This is a genomic window from Caballeronia sp. LZ034LL, assembly GCF_031451215.1.
GTDB lineage: Bacteria > Pseudomonadota > Gammaproteobacteria > Burkholderiales > Burkholderiaceae > Caballeronia.
Window position 1 is genome coordinate 2,155,371 of sequence record NZ_JARUXR010000001.1, and the last position, 15,169, is coordinate 2,170,539.

The window sequence follows — 15,169 nt, forward strand, 5'->3', positions numbered from 1 at the left end:
CGGGTTCAGACCTTGCCCGCCGCGACTTCCTCCGGCTTCAGCTCGACGATCGCATCCAGCGCGTCCTTCACGTCCATCGCATAGCGGGCGAGGCGCTGTTCTTCGTCGGTTTCCGGCACGAAGGGAGGCACCGGCGTCGGGCTGCCTTTTTCGTCGACGGCGACGAACACCATCAGGCAATCAGTGGTCTGCTGCAACTCGCCGACTTTCGGATCGCCCGCGTGCACGGAGATATGGATGTGCATGCTGGTGCGCCCCGTCGCGACCACGCGTGCCCGCAGTTCCACCAGATTGCCGACCAGAATGGGCCGCCGGAAGCGGATATTGCCCACGCTCACCGTCACCGCGTAACGCCCCGACCACATGGCCGCGCAGGCATAGGCGGTTTCGTCGATCCATTTCATCAGCGCGCCGCCATGCACCTTGCCGCCGAAATTCACGGAAGTCGGCTCGGCAAGAAAGCGGAAGGTGGTTTCGGCGCGGCTCTTCGGGGCCGCGAGGATGGGCGTTACGGCGGGCGTATTCATGGGCGTCATCGTTGGAAGCGTGTGACGCCGATTATACGAAGCGAAAATGCGGCTAGTCGTGGACGGTGATGCCCTGGTCGACGGTGCCGTACATGGTGATGCTGCCGCCGCCGCCCGCCGATGACGACGGCCCGCCCGCACAGCCCGCGCAAAGCATCGCGAAGCCTAGGACGCTCGCGAGAATCAGTCTGGTCATGGGAAATCTCCTGCTGCTTCGAAATGCCAGCGGACATTTTAGCGCCGCGCGCATGCAACGACATTTCGGGATGCGGTGAAACATCGGATGCGAAGTCGCGCTAGAGTGAACCGATCCGGTCAACGGTTTCGAATTCACGCCATGAATACCGCACTCGATGTCACCGACTCGCGCACGCGCCATTTTCCTGGTCTGTCGCGCATCGGCGCGCTGCTCGCCGATCCCGGCCGCGCCGCGATGCTCTGGTCGCTGATGGACGGCACCGCGCGTCCCGCAGGCGAACTGACGATGATCGCGGGCCTGTCGCCCTCGGCGGCGAGCGGCCATCTCGCGCCTCACCGAAGGCGGGCTGCTGGCGCTCGAGGTGAGCGGGCGGCATCGCTACTATCGGATCGCGACGCCCGACATCGCCGCGGCCATCGAGGCGCTCGCCAATCTGGCGCGGGCCAGCGCGCCGCAGCGTACGCCCGAACGGCCACCGTCCGCCGTGCCGCTCGAGATGCGTTACGCGCGCACCTGCTACGACCATCTGGCGGGCGAACTGGCCGTGCAGGTGTTCGACGGCATGCTCGCGCGCCACTGGCTTGCCGCCGTGGCCGGCCCGACCGAGGCGCCGGGCCCCACCGCGCTCGAAGCGACGCCTGACGGAGCCGAGGCGTTCGCGGCGCTCGGCATTGACCTGACGGCGCAGCGGGCGCGCAGGAGACGCTTCGCCTGCACCTGCATCGACTGGAGCGAGCGGCGGCCGCATCTCGGCGGCGCGCTCGGTGCGGCGTTCCTGACGGCCTGCGAGACGCGCGGCTGGATCGAGCAGACGGCGAAGCGTCGCGTGCTGCGCGTGACGCCGTCCGGCCAGCGTCACTTCGAAGACTTCCTCTCCCGCCGATAAGCTTTGTTACGCACGCCTGTGCGCCGTTACAAACCGCATCGTACGGATACACGGCCCGGCGATACATTGATCCGACAGGCCGCGCGCACGGAGGGCGCCCGCATGGCGCACGGCGCGGCTGGCGGAGACAACAATGAAGACCAGGACCATTGCGACCGCGACGCTTGCCGTGTGCGCGCTGTTGTCGCAGGCGGGGACGGGCGCGTTCGCGCAGACGCCATCAATGGCCGCCGCGCCGCAGAACGACTCCGGCGATCCGCCCGGACGCATCGCGCGGCTCAACTACATGGCCGGCGCCGTGACGACCGAACCCGCCGGCGCCTCCGACTGGTCCTACGCGCAAATCAATCGCCCGCTCACGACCGGCGATCAGCTCTGGAACGACGAGAACGCACGCTCGGAGCTGCACGTCGGCTCGACGGCGGTGCGCCTGGGATCGTCCACCGCGTTGACGGTGCTCGCGCTCGACGACAACACCGCGCAGCTCAAGATCGCGCAGGGCACGCTGTCGACGCGCGTGCGCGAAGTGCCGCCCGGCTCGAACTATGAGATCGACACGCCCAACATCGCGCTGACCGTGACGACGCCCGGCGACCTGCGCGTGGACGTCGCGCCCGATGGCCGCGCCACCACCGTCACGGTGCGCAGCGGCGGCGTGACCGTGTATGGCGACGGCGGCGCGGTGCAGCTCGGCGGCGGCCAGCAGAGCACGTTCGAAGGCACGAATCTCACGCAGACGGCGGCGAACGCGGCCCCCGCGCCCGATGCCTTCGATCAATGGGCCGCGAGCCGCGATGCCGCCGAGGATCGCTCGATCTCGGCGCGCTACGTGTCGCGTGACATGCCCGGCTATCAGGATCTCGATGCCAACGGCACCTGGCGCACCGATCCGTCGTATGGGCCGGTGTGGGTGCCGAATGCCGTGTCCGCCGACTGGGCGCCGTATCGGCAGGGACACTGGGCGTGGCAGGACCCGTGGGGCTGGACCTGGATCGACGATGCACCGTGGGGCTTCGCGCCCTATCACTATGGCCGCTGGGCATTTGTCGGGTCGCAGTGGGCGTGGGTGCCGGGTCCGGACGCCGTCGCCGCGTCGCCGGCCTACGCGCCGGCGCTGGTCGGCTTCGTCGGCGATGGCGACGGCGGCGTCGACTGGAACGTCGCGCTTGCCGTGGGCGGCGTCGCGGCCGCGGGGCTCGCGTGGTTCCCGCTCGGGCCGGGCGAGCCGTGGCATCCGCATCGCGACGGCTGGAGCCCGCGCTACTACGAGCGGGTGAACCGGCATGTGTATGTCGATCGCTCGGTGCACATCAACAACACGTACATCAATTATCGCGAGCGGCGCGGACTCACTGCCGCGCCAGCCAACCTGTTCGTGAGAGGCCAGCCGGTCGGACGCCAGCCCTATGCCATCGATCCGGCGCGCCTGCGCAATCCGCATTTCTTCGCGGGTGCGCCGGGCATCGTGCCGACCCGCGACAGCTTCGCGCCGGGGGCGCGGCGTGCGGACTATCGGCCGCCGCAGGGTGGTTACACGCGTCCCGTCGTGGCGACGCGCGCGCCAGTTGCGCCGCCGGCGTTTCAGGGCCGTTTTCCGCAGCATGGCGATGCGCGGGCAGTTGTGCCGCGCAATGAACCGGTGCATCTCGTCGCGACACATGGGCCGGCTCGGCAAGTGATCGCCGATGGCGCTGCGTTCAATGCGGCGCATGGGCCAAATGGGGCGCATGGGCCGAATGTGCCGAATGCACCGAACTCGCCGCCGCCCGGCGCGCCACAGCGGCCAGGATTCGCTGCTACACCGGGCGTCGGACAACTGGCGCAGCCGCATGGCAATGGCGTGCCGCACCCGCCGCAACAAGCACAGTTCGGCGCCGCTCCGCACGGATCACACGGCGATGCCGCACCAGGACACCCGTTCAAGACCGCGCCTCACGCGCCGGCGCCACAGCAAGCCCAGGCACAAGCGTCTGCGCCGCATGCGCCGCAGGTCTATCGCGGCGCGCCTCAAACGCCGATGCAACCGCAAGCGGGCTTTGCTCGGCACGCGCCGACTCAGCCGCAGCCGCAGCCGCCGCAAGCAGGCTTCGCCCAGCACGCGCCACAGCCACAGCCACAGCCTTATCGCCCGGCTCACGTCGAGCAGCCGCACGCGCCGCCGCCGATGCCGCAGCAGCAAGCCCAACGGCCGCCGGAGTATCATCCCGCGCCTCAGCGTCAGCCGATGCGTCAGGAGGTGCATCAAGCACCGCCGCAGATGCAGCAAACCCATCGCGACCCGCCGCAACCGCAACAGCAGCCCCATCCGCAGCCCCATCCGCAGCCGCAACGGCAACCGCAACAAGCCCAGCAACCTCAACACGGCGGCGGCAACGATCATCATCGGGGCTGAAATGAAAAACGCGCGGCCAAAGCCGCGCGTTTTTCGAACACCAGACCGTTCAGGACAGCCGCTTACACGGCCATCGGCGCGGTGAGCGGCTCGTGGTGCCGATAGCCTTCGAGCGCGAAGTCCGTCGGCTCGATCTTCTCCAGCCATTCGGGCTCATAGCGCTTCGTGACCGCGTAGTCCGGCACACGGTCCGAGATGATCAGTTGCGGCGACGGATACGGCTCGCGCTTCAATTGCTCCTGCAGCATGTCGAGCTGGTTTTCATAGATGTGCGCATCGCCGATGAAATAGCTGAACCAGCGCGGCGTGTAACCCGTCAGCCGGCCAACCAGATGCAGCAGCGCCGCGCCCTCGGTCAGGTTGAACGGCGTGCCGAGGCCGACATCATTGCTGCGGATATACAGGCACAGCGAAATCTCGCGCGTGGTCGCGTTGGGAATGAACTGGTACAGCAGGTGGCACGCGGGCAGCGCGATTTCATCGAGCTTGGCGGGATTCCATGCGTGAAACAGGATGCGTCGGTCGGTCGGACGCTCGATGATCGTGTCGAGACACTGGCGCAGCTGATCGATCGCCTTGTACAGCAGCACCTGCTCGCGGCCGTTCTCGCTGAAGCTCGTGACGAGCTGATAGCCGCGGTTGGTGGCATCGGCGATCTGGTCGCCGGAACGCGCATCGACCAGCTTGTAGGCGGGCCACTTGCGCCACTGCACGCCGTAGACATCGCCGAGATCGTCCGGACCCTGACGATAGGGATTCTCGAGCCACTGCGGATTGTCGTTGGCGTTGGCATCCCACACCTTGCAGCCGAGCGCGCGGAAATCCGCTGCGCTCTTCGACGCGCGCAGGAAGCCGACCAGCTCGCCGATCGCCGACTTGAACGCGAGCTTCTTGGTGGTGACGGCGGGAAAGCCTTGTTGCAGGTCGTAGCGCAGCATGGCGCCGGGGATGCTGATCGTGCGAATGCCCGTGCGGTTTTCCTGCCACGTGCCGGTATCGAGGATCGTCTGGACGAGCTCGAGATACTGTTTCATTCGATGTTCCTTGGGAATGCCGCGCGCCCTCGCGAACGGAAGGCGGAAAGAGCGATTCTACCAAGCGCGCAGACACCACGCTCGCGATGCCATGCGGCCGGCGCGGCAATGCAAAACGGGCGCCCTGGCGCCCGTTTCGGGAAGGATCCGGCGGCGGCAATCAGCCGCGTGTCGCGTGTTCCGGCGGCGCGTCGACTTCGATATGACGCATGCCGTGCGCGCTCAACAGCCGATACAGCGTCACGCGCGAAATGCCCAGTTCATGCGCCGCATCGCCGAGCCGCCCACGGTGCCGCAGCAGCGCGAGTTCGATCGCCTGGCGCTCCGCCGCCTCGCGCGCCTGCGCCAGCGACACCGGCGCGACTTCCACGTATTCGCCGAGTTCGAGATCGCGCGCGGTGATCTGGCGCCCTTCCGACATCACGATGGCCCGCCGCACGCGATTGATCAACTCGCGCACGTTACCCGGCCAGCCGTAGTTGTGGATCGCGGCGATGGCGTCCGGCGAGAAACCGCGCAGACGACGGCTCGCGTCCTTCTTGAAGCGGTCGAGCATGTGCTTCGCCAGCAGTTCGATGTCCTTGCCGCGCGCCCGGAGCGGCGGCTCGTCGATCTGCAGCACGCACAGCCGGTGATACAGGTCGGCGCGGAAACGTCCTTCGATCATCGCCGTCTGCATGTCGACGTGCGTCGCCGAGATGATGCGCACGTCTACCGGCGTCGAGCCGTGGCCGCCCAGGCGTTCGACCTTGCGTTCCTGCAGGAAGCGCAACAGGCTGGCCTGGCTTTCGAGCGGCAGGTCGCCGATTTCGTCGAGGAACAGCGTGCCGCCGTTGGCTGCTTCCACCCGGCCGATCTTGCGCTGATTGGCACCGGTAAACGCGCCGCGTTCGTAGCCGAACAGCTCCGATTGCAGCAGATGCGCGGGAATCGCGCCGCAATTGATCGCGACGAAAGGCTGGTCGCGGCGCGCGGAACGTTCGTGGATGGCCACCGCCGTGAGTTCCTTTCCGGTGCCCGATTCGCCGGAGATGAAGACGGGCGCGTCGGTCATCGCGACCTTGCGGATGGAGCGGAACAGCGCAAGCATCGCGTCGCACGAACCGACCATCTCGCCTTCCGCGCGGCCTTCGCTGCGCGCGTCGTTCGACGCCGCATCATGCAGCGCCACCATGCCGTACGCATGCCCGACGGAATCGACGACACGGTCGTTCGACGTCGGCAGCGTGACGTAATCGAAACAATAATCGCGAATCAGGCGCCGTACGGCGGAGTCTTCCAGCTGGCCCGCGACGGTTGCCGCGACCCAGCCCACGTTGGTCATGGTCAGCGACGATTCGAACGCTGCCAGTTCATGCGATTCAAAATGGCTCGACAGATCGAGCAGACCGCCTGTTGCCACGTCATTGCGCAAGGCCTTGCGCGTGTCGCGCGCGCTCGCGACGATTTCGATGTGCCAGCCACGCTCCTCGAAACGCGCGCACAGCGTCTCGCTTGGATCGCGAGTCACGTATATGAGTTGCCGCCGAGCGACGTCCATTATTCAGATCCTTAGTTCAACGTTCGTTGAAAAGGTCGCGTAGTCAAGGCTCGCGCTAGATCGCAGACTTCGTTGTCCTCGCATGTTTGCCAGTGCATTTACAGCAGGACTTGCAGTTCGATACGTCGCCCCCGGGACATGGCGCGAAACCCCTTGCACCCTTCCACGAAACCCTTTATGTCTGATTCTGTGCCGTTTTTGAGAGACTACTATAACCCAGAAACCCCGAAAACAAATATCGCCCGAGGCGAACGAAACCGCCACAAAACCCTGACAGGACGGGCTTGGCAAGAATTTCTCACATATTTATTAAAAGCTTTGCGCACAATTTGATACGACAAAATCTTATACCGGAATCGCACGGACTTCAGGTTTTTCTGACGTGACGTTTCACCATTGAAACGTTTTCGCCTGTTATTCAGGCGGCGTTTTTCGCAATATTTCCGACCCGCTTTACCCCTCAACGGATCCGCCTGGATGGCACGCATCTCGCTAAAGTCGTGCATTGTCGGAGCGTAAAAACTACATATTTGCCGAACGTGCGTACAAAACTCATACGACTATCATCGTTCGCATAATCGCCTTCACCGACGCGATGATTACTTTATTTCCAGATGTTTTCTCAGTCCGGGAATAGTTACCTTGGGTTATGTCGTCAAGATGGCACTCGATAGTTCATTCCAGCGCGCCGATTCCCGCGATACGCATTCAAGTGACCCGTTCGGGGACGACGATCCCTCTTTGCTGCCCGTTGCCACTCGCCCGGGCGGCGCCGGCATCAGCGTGACGCTGTGGGACGAAGCCCCTCCGGCGCCGGATGCGCCTTCGGCACCGCTCGCGCCCGTGGCGTTCGACGATGATCCGCCGTCGTCATGAGGCCCGGAACCCGCACGGGATCCGTCGGTTAGAATCGAAGCCCCGGCGGCGCCGATTAAGCGCGCCGTTTGCCTCGACTCCGACCTTCCCATGACGACGCTGACCCTGATCGTCGCCCGCGCACGCAACGGCGTGATCGGCCGCGACAACCAACTGCCCTGGCGCCTGCCCGAGGACCTCGCTTTCTTCAAGCGCACGACGATGGGTGCGCCCATCATCATGGGCCGCAAGACGCATGAATCGATCGGCCGGCCGTTGCCCGGACGGCGCAACATCGTGGTATCGCGCGATGCCACGCGGCGCTACGCCGGCTGCGACGTCGTGACGAACCTGGAAGCCGCGCTCGCGCTCGAACCGGCAGAGGAAGCCTTTCTGATCGGCGGCGCGCAGCTGTATCAGGACGCCGTCGCGCGGGCGGACAAGCTGATCGTCACCGAGATCGACGCCGATTTCGACGGCGACACCCGCTTTCCCGCGCCGGATCCTGAGTTGTGGCGCGAAGTGTCGCGCGAGCCGCATCGCGCGGCGGCGCCGAATGACTTCGCGTTTGCATTCGTGACCTACGAGCGCATCGCGCCGTCGGAATGACGAAGTGACAAGATGACGCAATGACAAAAGCCCCGGCGTGACCGGGGCTTTGTCTTTACCGCGCCGAAGCCGGAGAGCTTACTGACCGGCCACCGTCATCCGCTCGATCAGCACCGAACCGATTTCCTTCGTGCCGCGCACCACGGTGTCCGCACCGATGGCCTCGATGTGGCGGAACATCTCCTGCAGCGTGCTCGCCACGGTGATTTCCTCGACGGCATGCACGATCTTGCCGTTCTCGACCCAGAAGCCCGACGCACCGCGCGAATAATCACCGGTCACATAGTTCACGCCCTGCCCCATCAGTTCGGTCAGCAGCAAGCCCGTGTCGAGTTTCTTGAGCATCGCTTCGAAGTCGTCTTCGGGCTTCGTGTGCGAGCTGCGCATGCTCAGGTTGTGCGAGCCGCCGGCGTTGCCGGTGGTCCGCATGCCGAGCTTGCGGGCCGAATACGTCGACAGGAAATAGCCCTGCACGACGCCGTCGTCGACGACGTTGCGGCGCTGCGTGCGCACGCCTTCCTCGTCGAACGGCGCGCTGCCCATGCCGCCCTTCACGTGCGGATCCTCGACGATCTGGATATGCGGCGCGAACACCGGCTTGCCGAGACTGTCGACCAGGAACGTGGTCTTGCGATACAGCGCGCCGCCGCTCACCGCCTGCACGAACGCGCCGAGAATGCCGGCCGCGAGCGGCGCCTCGAACAGCACGCGGCATTTGCGCGTGTCGAGACTCTTCGCGCCCAGACGCGCGAGCGCGCGTTCCGCCGCGTAGCGTCCCACCGCTTCCGGCGCGGCGAGGCTGGCTGCGTCGCGCTTCGACGTGTACCAGTCGTCGCGCTGCATGTCGCGGCCCGCTGCGGCGATCGGCGCGCATGCAATGTAGTGCCGCGAGTACGGATAGCCCGCCATGAAGCCGCGCGAGGTGGCGAGCACGAACTGCGAGTGCTGCGCGGAGACGCTCGCGCCTTCCGAATTGGTCACGCGCTTGTCGACGGCGAAGGCCGCGGTCTCAGCGCGGCGGGCGATGTCGGCGGCTTCTTCGGCGTCGACGTCCCACGGGTGATAGAGATCGAGATCCTGCGGCGACTGCTCGAGCAGTTCCTCTTCGGCCAGGCCGGCCGCGCTGTCCTCGGCCGTGAAGCGCGCGATGTTGTACGCGGCGGCGACCGTGTCGCGCAGCGCGTCGCGGGTGAAGTCGGCGGTGCTCGCGTTGCCGCGCTTCTTGCCGATGAACACCGTCACGCCGACCATCTTGTCACGGTTGTGTTCGATGGTTTCGACCTCGCCGCGCCGCACGCTCACCGACAGGCCGTCGCCTTCGGAGATTTCAGTGGCGGCATCGCTTGCGCCGAGCTCTTTCGCGTAGCGCAGGATGTCGGAGGCGATCTCCTTCAGTTCGTCCTGCGTATGCGGGAAATAGCGTTGCTTGACGTCCATGTCTGCTGCCATGTTGGTTGCCTTTGGAAGTCGGGCGCCGCGCGCCCGCGCATGTCGTGGTTGCTTCGGATTTCCCGGTTCGACGCGCGTTGCAGCGGACGTCGGACAGCGGGACTGGCGTATCCCGCGATCATAGCAAGGAGCGCGCGCATTCACCCGCAGGTATCGCGGCTGTAGGGTGCGGGAGCGCCTGGCGCCGCACGGCTGCAAGCTACAATGTCGGGATGAACCGTAAAACCCGCATTCAACCGATCGATGCCGGCCGCGACGACGCGTCCGACGCCGACGAAAACGGCTACGACCGTCCGAGCAAATCCCAGCTGAAGCGCGACATGCACGCGCTGCAGGAGCTGGGCGCGGCGCTCATTGCATTGCCGAAAGACGCGCTGAAACGCATGCCGATGCCCGAGGCGCTCGGCGACGCCGTGCGCGAGGCGCGCCGCATCACCGATCACGAAGGCAAGCGCCGTCAGTTGCAGTATGTCGGCAAGCTGATGCGCTCGCTGCACGACGACGAAACCGCGGCGCTGCGCACGGCGCTGGACACGTTCCGTGGCGTGAACAAGAGCGAAACGGCGCGCCTGCACTGGATCGAGCGCACGCGCGAGCAGCTGCTCGCCGACGATGCCGCCCTGACCGAATTCATCCGCAATCATCCGGGCGTCGATCCGCAGGAAGGCCGCACGCTGATCCGCAATGCACGCAAGGAGCGCGAGCAGCAGAAGCCGCCGCGCTATTACCGCGAGCTGTTCCAGTGGATCAAGACCGCGGCGGGCGTGGCCGACGATGACGACGACAGCGAAAGCCAAGAGGACGACCGTGACGACGACACCGAAGCGTAATCATCCGGACGAGCTGATCGTCGGCCTGGTGTCGATCAGCGATCGCGCGTCGCAGGGCGTCTATGAGGACAAGGGCCTGCCGTCGCTCGAAGCCTGGCTTGGCGAAGCGCTCGCCACGCCCTTTCGCGCTGAAACCCGCCTGATCCACGACGACGCCGCGACCATCTCGGCGACGCTCGTCGAACTCGTCGATACGCTCGGCTGCGATCTCGTTCTGACCACCGGCGGCACCGGCCCGTCGCGGCGCGACGTCACGCCGGAAGCCACGCTCGCCGTCGCCACGAAGCCGATGCCCGGCTTCGGCGAACAGATGCGTCAGATCAGTCTGAATTTCGTGCCCACGGCGATACTGTCGCGCCAGGTCGCGGTGATCCGCGAGACGGCGGATCACGCCGCGCTGATCATCAACCTGCCGGGCCAGCCGAAGTCGATCCGCGAGACGCTCGAAGGCTTGAAGGACGCCGACGGCACGCAGAAGGTGCCGGGCATTTTCGCGGCGGTGCCGTATTGCATCGATCTGATTGGCGGCCCGTACATCGAGACGCGGCCCGACGTGGTGGCCGCGTTCCGTCCGAAAAGCGCGCGGCGCGCGCCGCAGGCGTAATTACGGCGTGCCAGCCGCGGACGCGGATGCCGACGCCGCCGGAATCAGGAAGTGCTGGCGGTAGTACTTGAGTTCGTCGATGGATTCGTGGATGTCGGCGAGCGCCGTATGCATCGCGCGCTTCTGGAAGCCCTTGTAGATGGCCGGCTGCCAGCGGCGGCACAGCTCCTTGAGCGTGCTGACGTCCAGGTTGCGGTAGTGAAAGAATGTCTCCAGCTCGGGCATCCAGCGCGCCATGAAGCGGCGGTCCTGGCAGATGGAATTGCCGCACATCGGCGACTTGCCCGGCGGCACGTACTGGCCGAGGAACTCACGAATCTGCCGCGTGGCTTCGGCTTCATCGACCGTCGACGCCTTGACGCGCTCGATCAGCCCCGAGCGGCCATGCGTGTTGCGGTTCCACTCGTCCATGCGGCCCAGCGTTTCGTCGGACTGATGGATGGCCAGCACCGGCCCTTCCACCAGCTTGTCGAGCGTCGAATTCGTCACGACCACCGCGATCTCGATAATCTTGTCGTTGTCGGGATCGAGGCCGGTCATCTCCATGTCCAGCCACACGAGATTCATGTCGCTGCGCACGAGCGTGTTGTCATCGGCGGGCTGCGCGGAGTCTGGAGCGGCGGAGAGTTCGGTCATGAAAGCGGCCTGAAGGAGAGAAAGCCACGACGGAACGGCACTGGAATCCTTGCAGGATGTGACAACGCCGGCGCAGCCAAGAACCTATAATTCTCGCATAGTTCAATCGGAATTCCCGGATGGCCAACCTCACTCTCGCTTTCTCGACGCTCTTCGTCGTCGCCCTGGTCGGCATGGTCGCGACCAAGCTCTGGCTGGCGTCGCGCCAGATCCGCTACGTCGCCGGGCATCGCGAGAGCGTGCCGGCGCAATTCTCGGGAACCATCCCGCTCGCGGCGCACCAGCGCGCGGCCGATTACACGGTCGAACGCACCCGCCTCACGATGATCGAAGTCGTCACGAGCGCAGTCGTGCTGGTCGCGCTGACGCTTCTCGGCGGCGTGCAGGCGCTCGATCTCGCCATCTCCGGCTGGCTCGGCCGCGGCTATCTCGGGCAGATTGCGCTGGTGGCGTCGGTGATTGCGATCACGAGTCTCATCGACCTGCCCTTCGACTACATCCGTCACTTCGTGGTCGAGGAGAAGTTCGGCTTCAACCGCATGTCGAAGAAGCTGTTCTTCATCGATCTCGTGAAGGGCACGGTGCTCGCCGTCGTGATCGGCGCGCCGCTGCTGCTGCTCACGCTCTGGCTGATGGACCGCGCCGGCGCCTACTGGTGGCTCTGGACCTGGATGGTCTGGGTCGCCTTCCAGTTGCTCGCGATGATCATCTATCCGAGCTTCATCGCCCCGCTCTTCAACAAGTTCGAACCGCTCAAGGACGAAGCGCTCGTCGCACGCATCACGAACCTGATGTCGCGCACCGGTTTCGCCGCCAAGGGCCTGTTCGTGATGGACGGCAGCCGCCGTTCGGCGCACGGCAACGCCTATTTCACGGGCTTCGGCGCGGCCAAGCGCATCGTCTTCTTCGATACCCTGCTCGCGCGTCTGTCCGGCAGCGAGATCGAGGCCGTGCTCGCGCACGAACTCGGCCACTTCAAGCGCCGTCACGTGCTGAAGCTGATGATCGTGATGTTCGGCATCAGCCTCGCCATGCTCGCGCTGCTCGGCTGGCTCGTGCAGACCGTCTGGTTCTATGAAGGGCTCGGCGTACGGCCGTCGCTCGTCGGCAGCAACAACGGCCTCGCGCTCGTGCTGTTCATGCTCGTGCTGCCGGTGTTCATGTTCTTCATCACGCCGCTCGGCAGCCTGACCTCGCGCAAGAACGAGTTCGAAGCCGATGCCTTCGCCGCCAGCCAGACCGACCCGAAAGACCTCGTGAATGCGCTCGTCAAGCTCTACGAGGACAACGCGTCGACGCTCACGCCCGATCCGCTCTACACCGCGTTCTACTACTCCCATCCGCCCGCATCGCAACGCATCGACCGTCTGATGCAGCACGCCGCATGACGCGCGGCTCCGGGCGCCCGGACGCAGGCGCGCGCTTCGAAGGCACGGTGATCGCGGCGCACGGCCGTCACTATCTGGTGACGCCCGATCACGGCGGTCCCCTGCTGCAATGCTTTCCGCGCGGCAAGAAAAGCGAAGTGGCCGTCGGCGATCACGTGATCTGCGAGCAGTCGTCGGCGGATCAGGGCGTGATCGTCGAGATCGGTGAGCGGCGCAATCTGCTGTATCGCTCGGATCAGTTCAAGTCGAAGCTGTTCGCAGCGAACCTCGATCAGCTCATGATCGTGCTCGCCACCGAACCGCACTTCAGCGAAGACCTGCTCGGCCGCGCGCTGATCGCGGCGGAGGCGCATGGACTGGACGCGCTGATCGTGCTCAACAAGATCGATGTGGAAGCCGCGCTGCCGCTGGCGCGCGAACGGCTCGCGCCGTATCGCGAACTGGGCTACGCGGTGGTCGAATTGTCTGCGAAGCACACGCCCGGCAACGTGCATCCGTTGCTCGACGAGCGCCTCAAGGATCGCGCGACCATCCTGCTCGGCCAGTCCGGCATGGGCAAATCCACGCTGGTCAACCTGCTCGTACCCGATGCCGACGCCGCCACGCGCGAAATCTCCTCCGCGCTCAACAGCGGCCGCCACACGACCACCTTCACGCGGCTCTATAGCCTGCCCGGCGGCGGCGCACTGATCGACTCGCCCGGCTTCCAGGAATTCGGCCTGCATCATCTGAGCGAAGGCCAGCTCGAACGCGCCTTCGCGGACTTCCGGCCGTATCTCGGCGAGTGCCGCTTCTACAACTGCCATCATCTGCATGAGCCGGGCTGTGCGGTGCTCGAAGCAGTGGAAGCCGGCAAGGTCCGGCCTGAACGACACGCGCTCTACGCGCAACTGGTGCACGAAGCGAGTCAGATCGTTCGATGAAGCGTCTCACGCGCGCCCCGAATCTCATCACGGCGCAGCACTGGGTCAACGTGCTGGCGACCGCGGGCGTGCCGTGCGAATTGCACAACCGCTATCTGAATGGCGCGATGGGCGAGATCCCGGCGGATCAGTGCGCGCCGGAAATCTGGATCATCGACGACCGCGACGAAGCACTGGCGTTGCGCCTGCTGGAGCGCGCACGAAAAGGGCCGGACGCGAACGCCCGGCCCTGGAGATGCAAGCAATGCGGCGAATGGCTGGAGCCGCAATTCACGGTGTGCTGGCAGTGCCAGACGCCGCGCGATCCGCTCGACGATTGAAGACTGACTAGGCCAGCCAGACGGCGATGGTCAGCATGAGCAGCAGCAGCATCCACAGGATCACGGCGCGCCATACGAGTCCGACCGCCGATTGCAGCGTGCGCGGCGTGCAGTCGTCGCCGACGGGCAGCGGACCGGCCTCGCCCACCGCCAGCGCCTCGACCGAAAGCGGTTCGGCGAGCGGTCCCGCGAGCCGCGCGCCGAGCGCGCCGCTGCCGGCCGCGAGCAGGATGCCTTCGTTCGCGTCCGGCCATTGGCGGGCGTGATTGCGCCACGCGTAGATGGCGTCCTCGAAGTTGCCGACGATCGCGAAACCCAGCGACGTCAGCCGCGCCGGCACCCAGTCAATCACGAAGAACGCGCGCTGTGCGAACGAGGAGAACTCGACGGTGCGCTCGGGATCCGGCTTCGACCATGCGCGCGCCAGATATTCGGCAATGCGATACAGCACGGCGCCTGCGGGGCCGATCGGAATCAGGAACCAGAAGAACACGCCGAACACGTGCCGATGCGACGCGACCACCGCATGCACCAAGGTATGACGCACGATTTCGCTGACGGGCATGTCGACCGTATCGATGCCGGTCCACTCGGTCAGCACTTCGCGCGCGCGCGGCACGTCGTCGTTGTTGAGCGCGAGATGGATGTCGGTGAAATAGTGGCTGAACTGGCGGAAGCCCAGCGTGAAGTAGACGATGACCACGTTCCACAGGAACGCGAGCACGAAGTTGATGCGGTACAGGACGTAGTAGACCAGTCCGACGACGAGCGTCCACGGCAGCACGACCACCAGCCACGCGACGATGCCGTGCTTCTGCTTGCCGGCATCGAAACCATGCGCGGTGGATTCCGCATGGTATTGGAGCAACGCCGCGACCGGATTGTGCGGCTTGAGCGCGCGGACCTGCTCGAGGATGAGAGCCAGCAATACAGAGAAAAAAGTCATGCCAAGCGCCGAAACAGTCGGTTAGTTCGAG

15 protein-coding genes and 1 pseudogene are annotated in these 15,169 nt (G+C 65.5%); 9 read left to right on the forward strand and 7 right to left on the reverse strand.

Annotated elements, in window-relative coordinates; all coding sequences use genetic code 11:
• Positions 1-5: 5 nt before the first annotated feature.
• Together QCE83_RS09935 and QCE83_RS09940 are read right to left on the reverse strand one after the other, a co-directional pair.
• A complete protein-coding gene (locus QCE83_RS09935; protein ID WP_309809223.1) occupies positions 6-527 on the reverse strand; it encodes an acyl-CoA thioesterase in 522 nt (173 codons plus the stop codon).
• A gap of 52 nt (positions 528-579) precedes the next feature.
• Positions 580-723, reverse strand: coding sequence for a hypothetical protein (locus QCE83_RS09940; protein ID WP_309809224.1), 144 nt, complete (start codon positions 721-723; stop codon positions 580-582).
• A 141-nt stretch (positions 724-864) separates the two neighbouring features.
• On the opposite strand from QCE83_RS09940, the pseudogene QCE83_RS09945 reads away from it, so the two are divergent.
• Together QCE83_RS09945 and QCE83_RS09950 are read left to right on the forward strand one after the other, a co-directional pair.
• Positions 865-1,612: pseudogene (locus tag QCE83_RS09945) on the forward strand (ArsR/SmtB family transcription factor).
• A gap of 133 nt (positions 1,613-1,745) precedes the next feature.
• Positions 1,746-4,004 carry a DUF6600 domain-containing protein gene (locus QCE83_RS09950; RefSeq protein ID WP_309809226.1) on the forward strand — a complete coding sequence of 753 codons (2,259 nt, stop codon included), beginning with the start codon at positions 1,746-1,748 and terminating at the stop codon, positions 4,002-4,004.
• Positions 4,005-4,066: 62 nt separating this feature from the next.
• On the opposite strand, the gene QCE83_RS09955 is transcribed toward QCE83_RS09950, so the two are convergent.
• Positions 4,067-5,038 carry a thymidylate synthase gene (locus QCE83_RS09955; RefSeq protein WP_309809228.1) on the reverse strand — a complete coding sequence of 324 codons (972 nt, stop codon included), beginning with the start codon at positions 5,036-5,038 and terminating at the stop codon, positions 4,067-4,069.
• A gap of 160 nt (positions 5,039-5,198) precedes the next feature.
• Positions 5,199-6,578 (reverse strand): sigma-54 dependent transcriptional regulator, encoded by a 1,380-nt coding sequence (locus tag QCE83_RS09960; protein WP_309809230.1) that lies wholly within the window; start codon positions 6,576-6,578, stop codon positions 5,199-5,201.
• A 642-nt stretch (positions 6,579-7,220) separates the two neighbouring features.
• On the opposite strand from QCE83_RS09960, the gene QCE83_RS09965 reads away from it, so the two are divergent.
• Together QCE83_RS09965 and QCE83_RS09970 are read left to right on the forward strand one after the other, a co-directional pair.
• Entirely contained in the window at positions 7,221-7,454 is a 234-nt protein-coding gene (locus tag QCE83_RS09965; protein ID WP_309809233.1) for a hypothetical protein, read from the forward strand.
• Between the two features lie 90 nt (positions 7,455-7,544).
• Entirely contained in the window at positions 7,545-8,042 is a 498-nt protein-coding gene (locus QCE83_RS09970) for a dihydrofolate reductase (protein WP_309809235.1), read from the forward strand.
• A 78-nt stretch (positions 8,043-8,120) separates the two neighbouring features.
• On the opposite strand, the gene pmbA is transcribed toward QCE83_RS09970, so the two are convergent.
• Positions 8,121-9,491: a metalloprotease PmbA gene (gene pmbA / locus QCE83_RS09975; RefSeq protein WP_309809238.1), complete on the reverse strand. Its 1,371-nt coding sequence runs from the start codon at positions 9,489-9,491 to the stop codon at positions 8,121-8,123.
• A gap of 212 nt (positions 9,492-9,703) precedes the next feature.
• On the opposite strand from pmbA, the gene yjgA reads away from it, so the two are divergent.
• Positions 9,704-10,321, forward strand: coding sequence for a ribosome biogenesis factor YjgA (gene yjgA, locus QCE83_RS09980; protein ID WP_309809240.1), 618 nt, complete (start codon positions 9,704-9,706; stop codon positions 10,319-10,321).
• Positions 10,266-10,925, forward strand: a complete 660-nt coding sequence (mog, locus tag QCE83_RS09985) for a molybdopterin adenylyltransferase (RefSeq protein ID WP_309809242.1) — start codon at positions 10,266-10,268, stop codon at positions 10,923-10,925. Before yjgA ends, mog begins: the two co-directional genes overlap by 56 nt.
• Here the strand turns inward: mog and orn are convergent, their stop codons facing one another.
• Positions 10,926-11,561, reverse strand: coding sequence for an oligoribonuclease (gene orn / locus QCE83_RS09990; RefSeq protein ID WP_309809245.1), 636 nt, complete (start codon positions 11,559-11,561; stop codon positions 10,926-10,928). It lies immediately after the preceding gene.
• 119 nt (positions 11,562-11,680) lie between these two features.
• Here orn and QCE83_RS09995 point away from each other — a divergent pair, with 119 nt between their 5' ends.
• The 3 genes from QCE83_RS09995 to QCE83_RS10005 are packed head-to-tail and all read left to right on the forward strand — an operon-like array spanning position 11,681 to position 14,192.
• Positions 11,681-12,949, forward strand: a complete 1,269-nt coding sequence (locus QCE83_RS09995; protein ID WP_309809247.1) for a M48 family metallopeptidase — start codon at positions 11,681-11,683, stop codon at positions 12,947-12,949.
• A complete protein-coding gene (rsgA, locus tag QCE83_RS10000) occupies positions 12,946-13,872 on the forward strand; it encodes a ribosome small subunit-dependent GTPase A (protein ID WP_309809249.1) in 927 nt (308 codons plus the stop codon). The genes QCE83_RS09995 and rsgA overlap by 4 nt, the downstream gene beginning before the upstream one ends.
• Positions 13,869-14,192, forward strand: a complete 324-nt coding sequence (locus QCE83_RS10005; protein WP_309809252.1) for a DUF2007 domain-containing protein — start codon at positions 13,869-13,871, stop codon at positions 14,190-14,192. The genes rsgA and QCE83_RS10005 overlap by 4 nt, the downstream gene beginning before the upstream one ends.
• A 7-nt stretch (positions 14,193-14,199) precedes the next feature.
• Here the strand turns inward: QCE83_RS10005 and QCE83_RS10010 are convergent, their stop codons facing one another.
• Complete coding sequence (locus QCE83_RS10010) at positions 14,200-15,138, reverse strand: CobD/CbiB family protein (protein WP_309809254.1); 939 nt, start codon at positions 15,136-15,138, stop codon at positions 14,200-14,202.
• Positions 15,139-15,169: the final 31 nt, after the last annotated feature.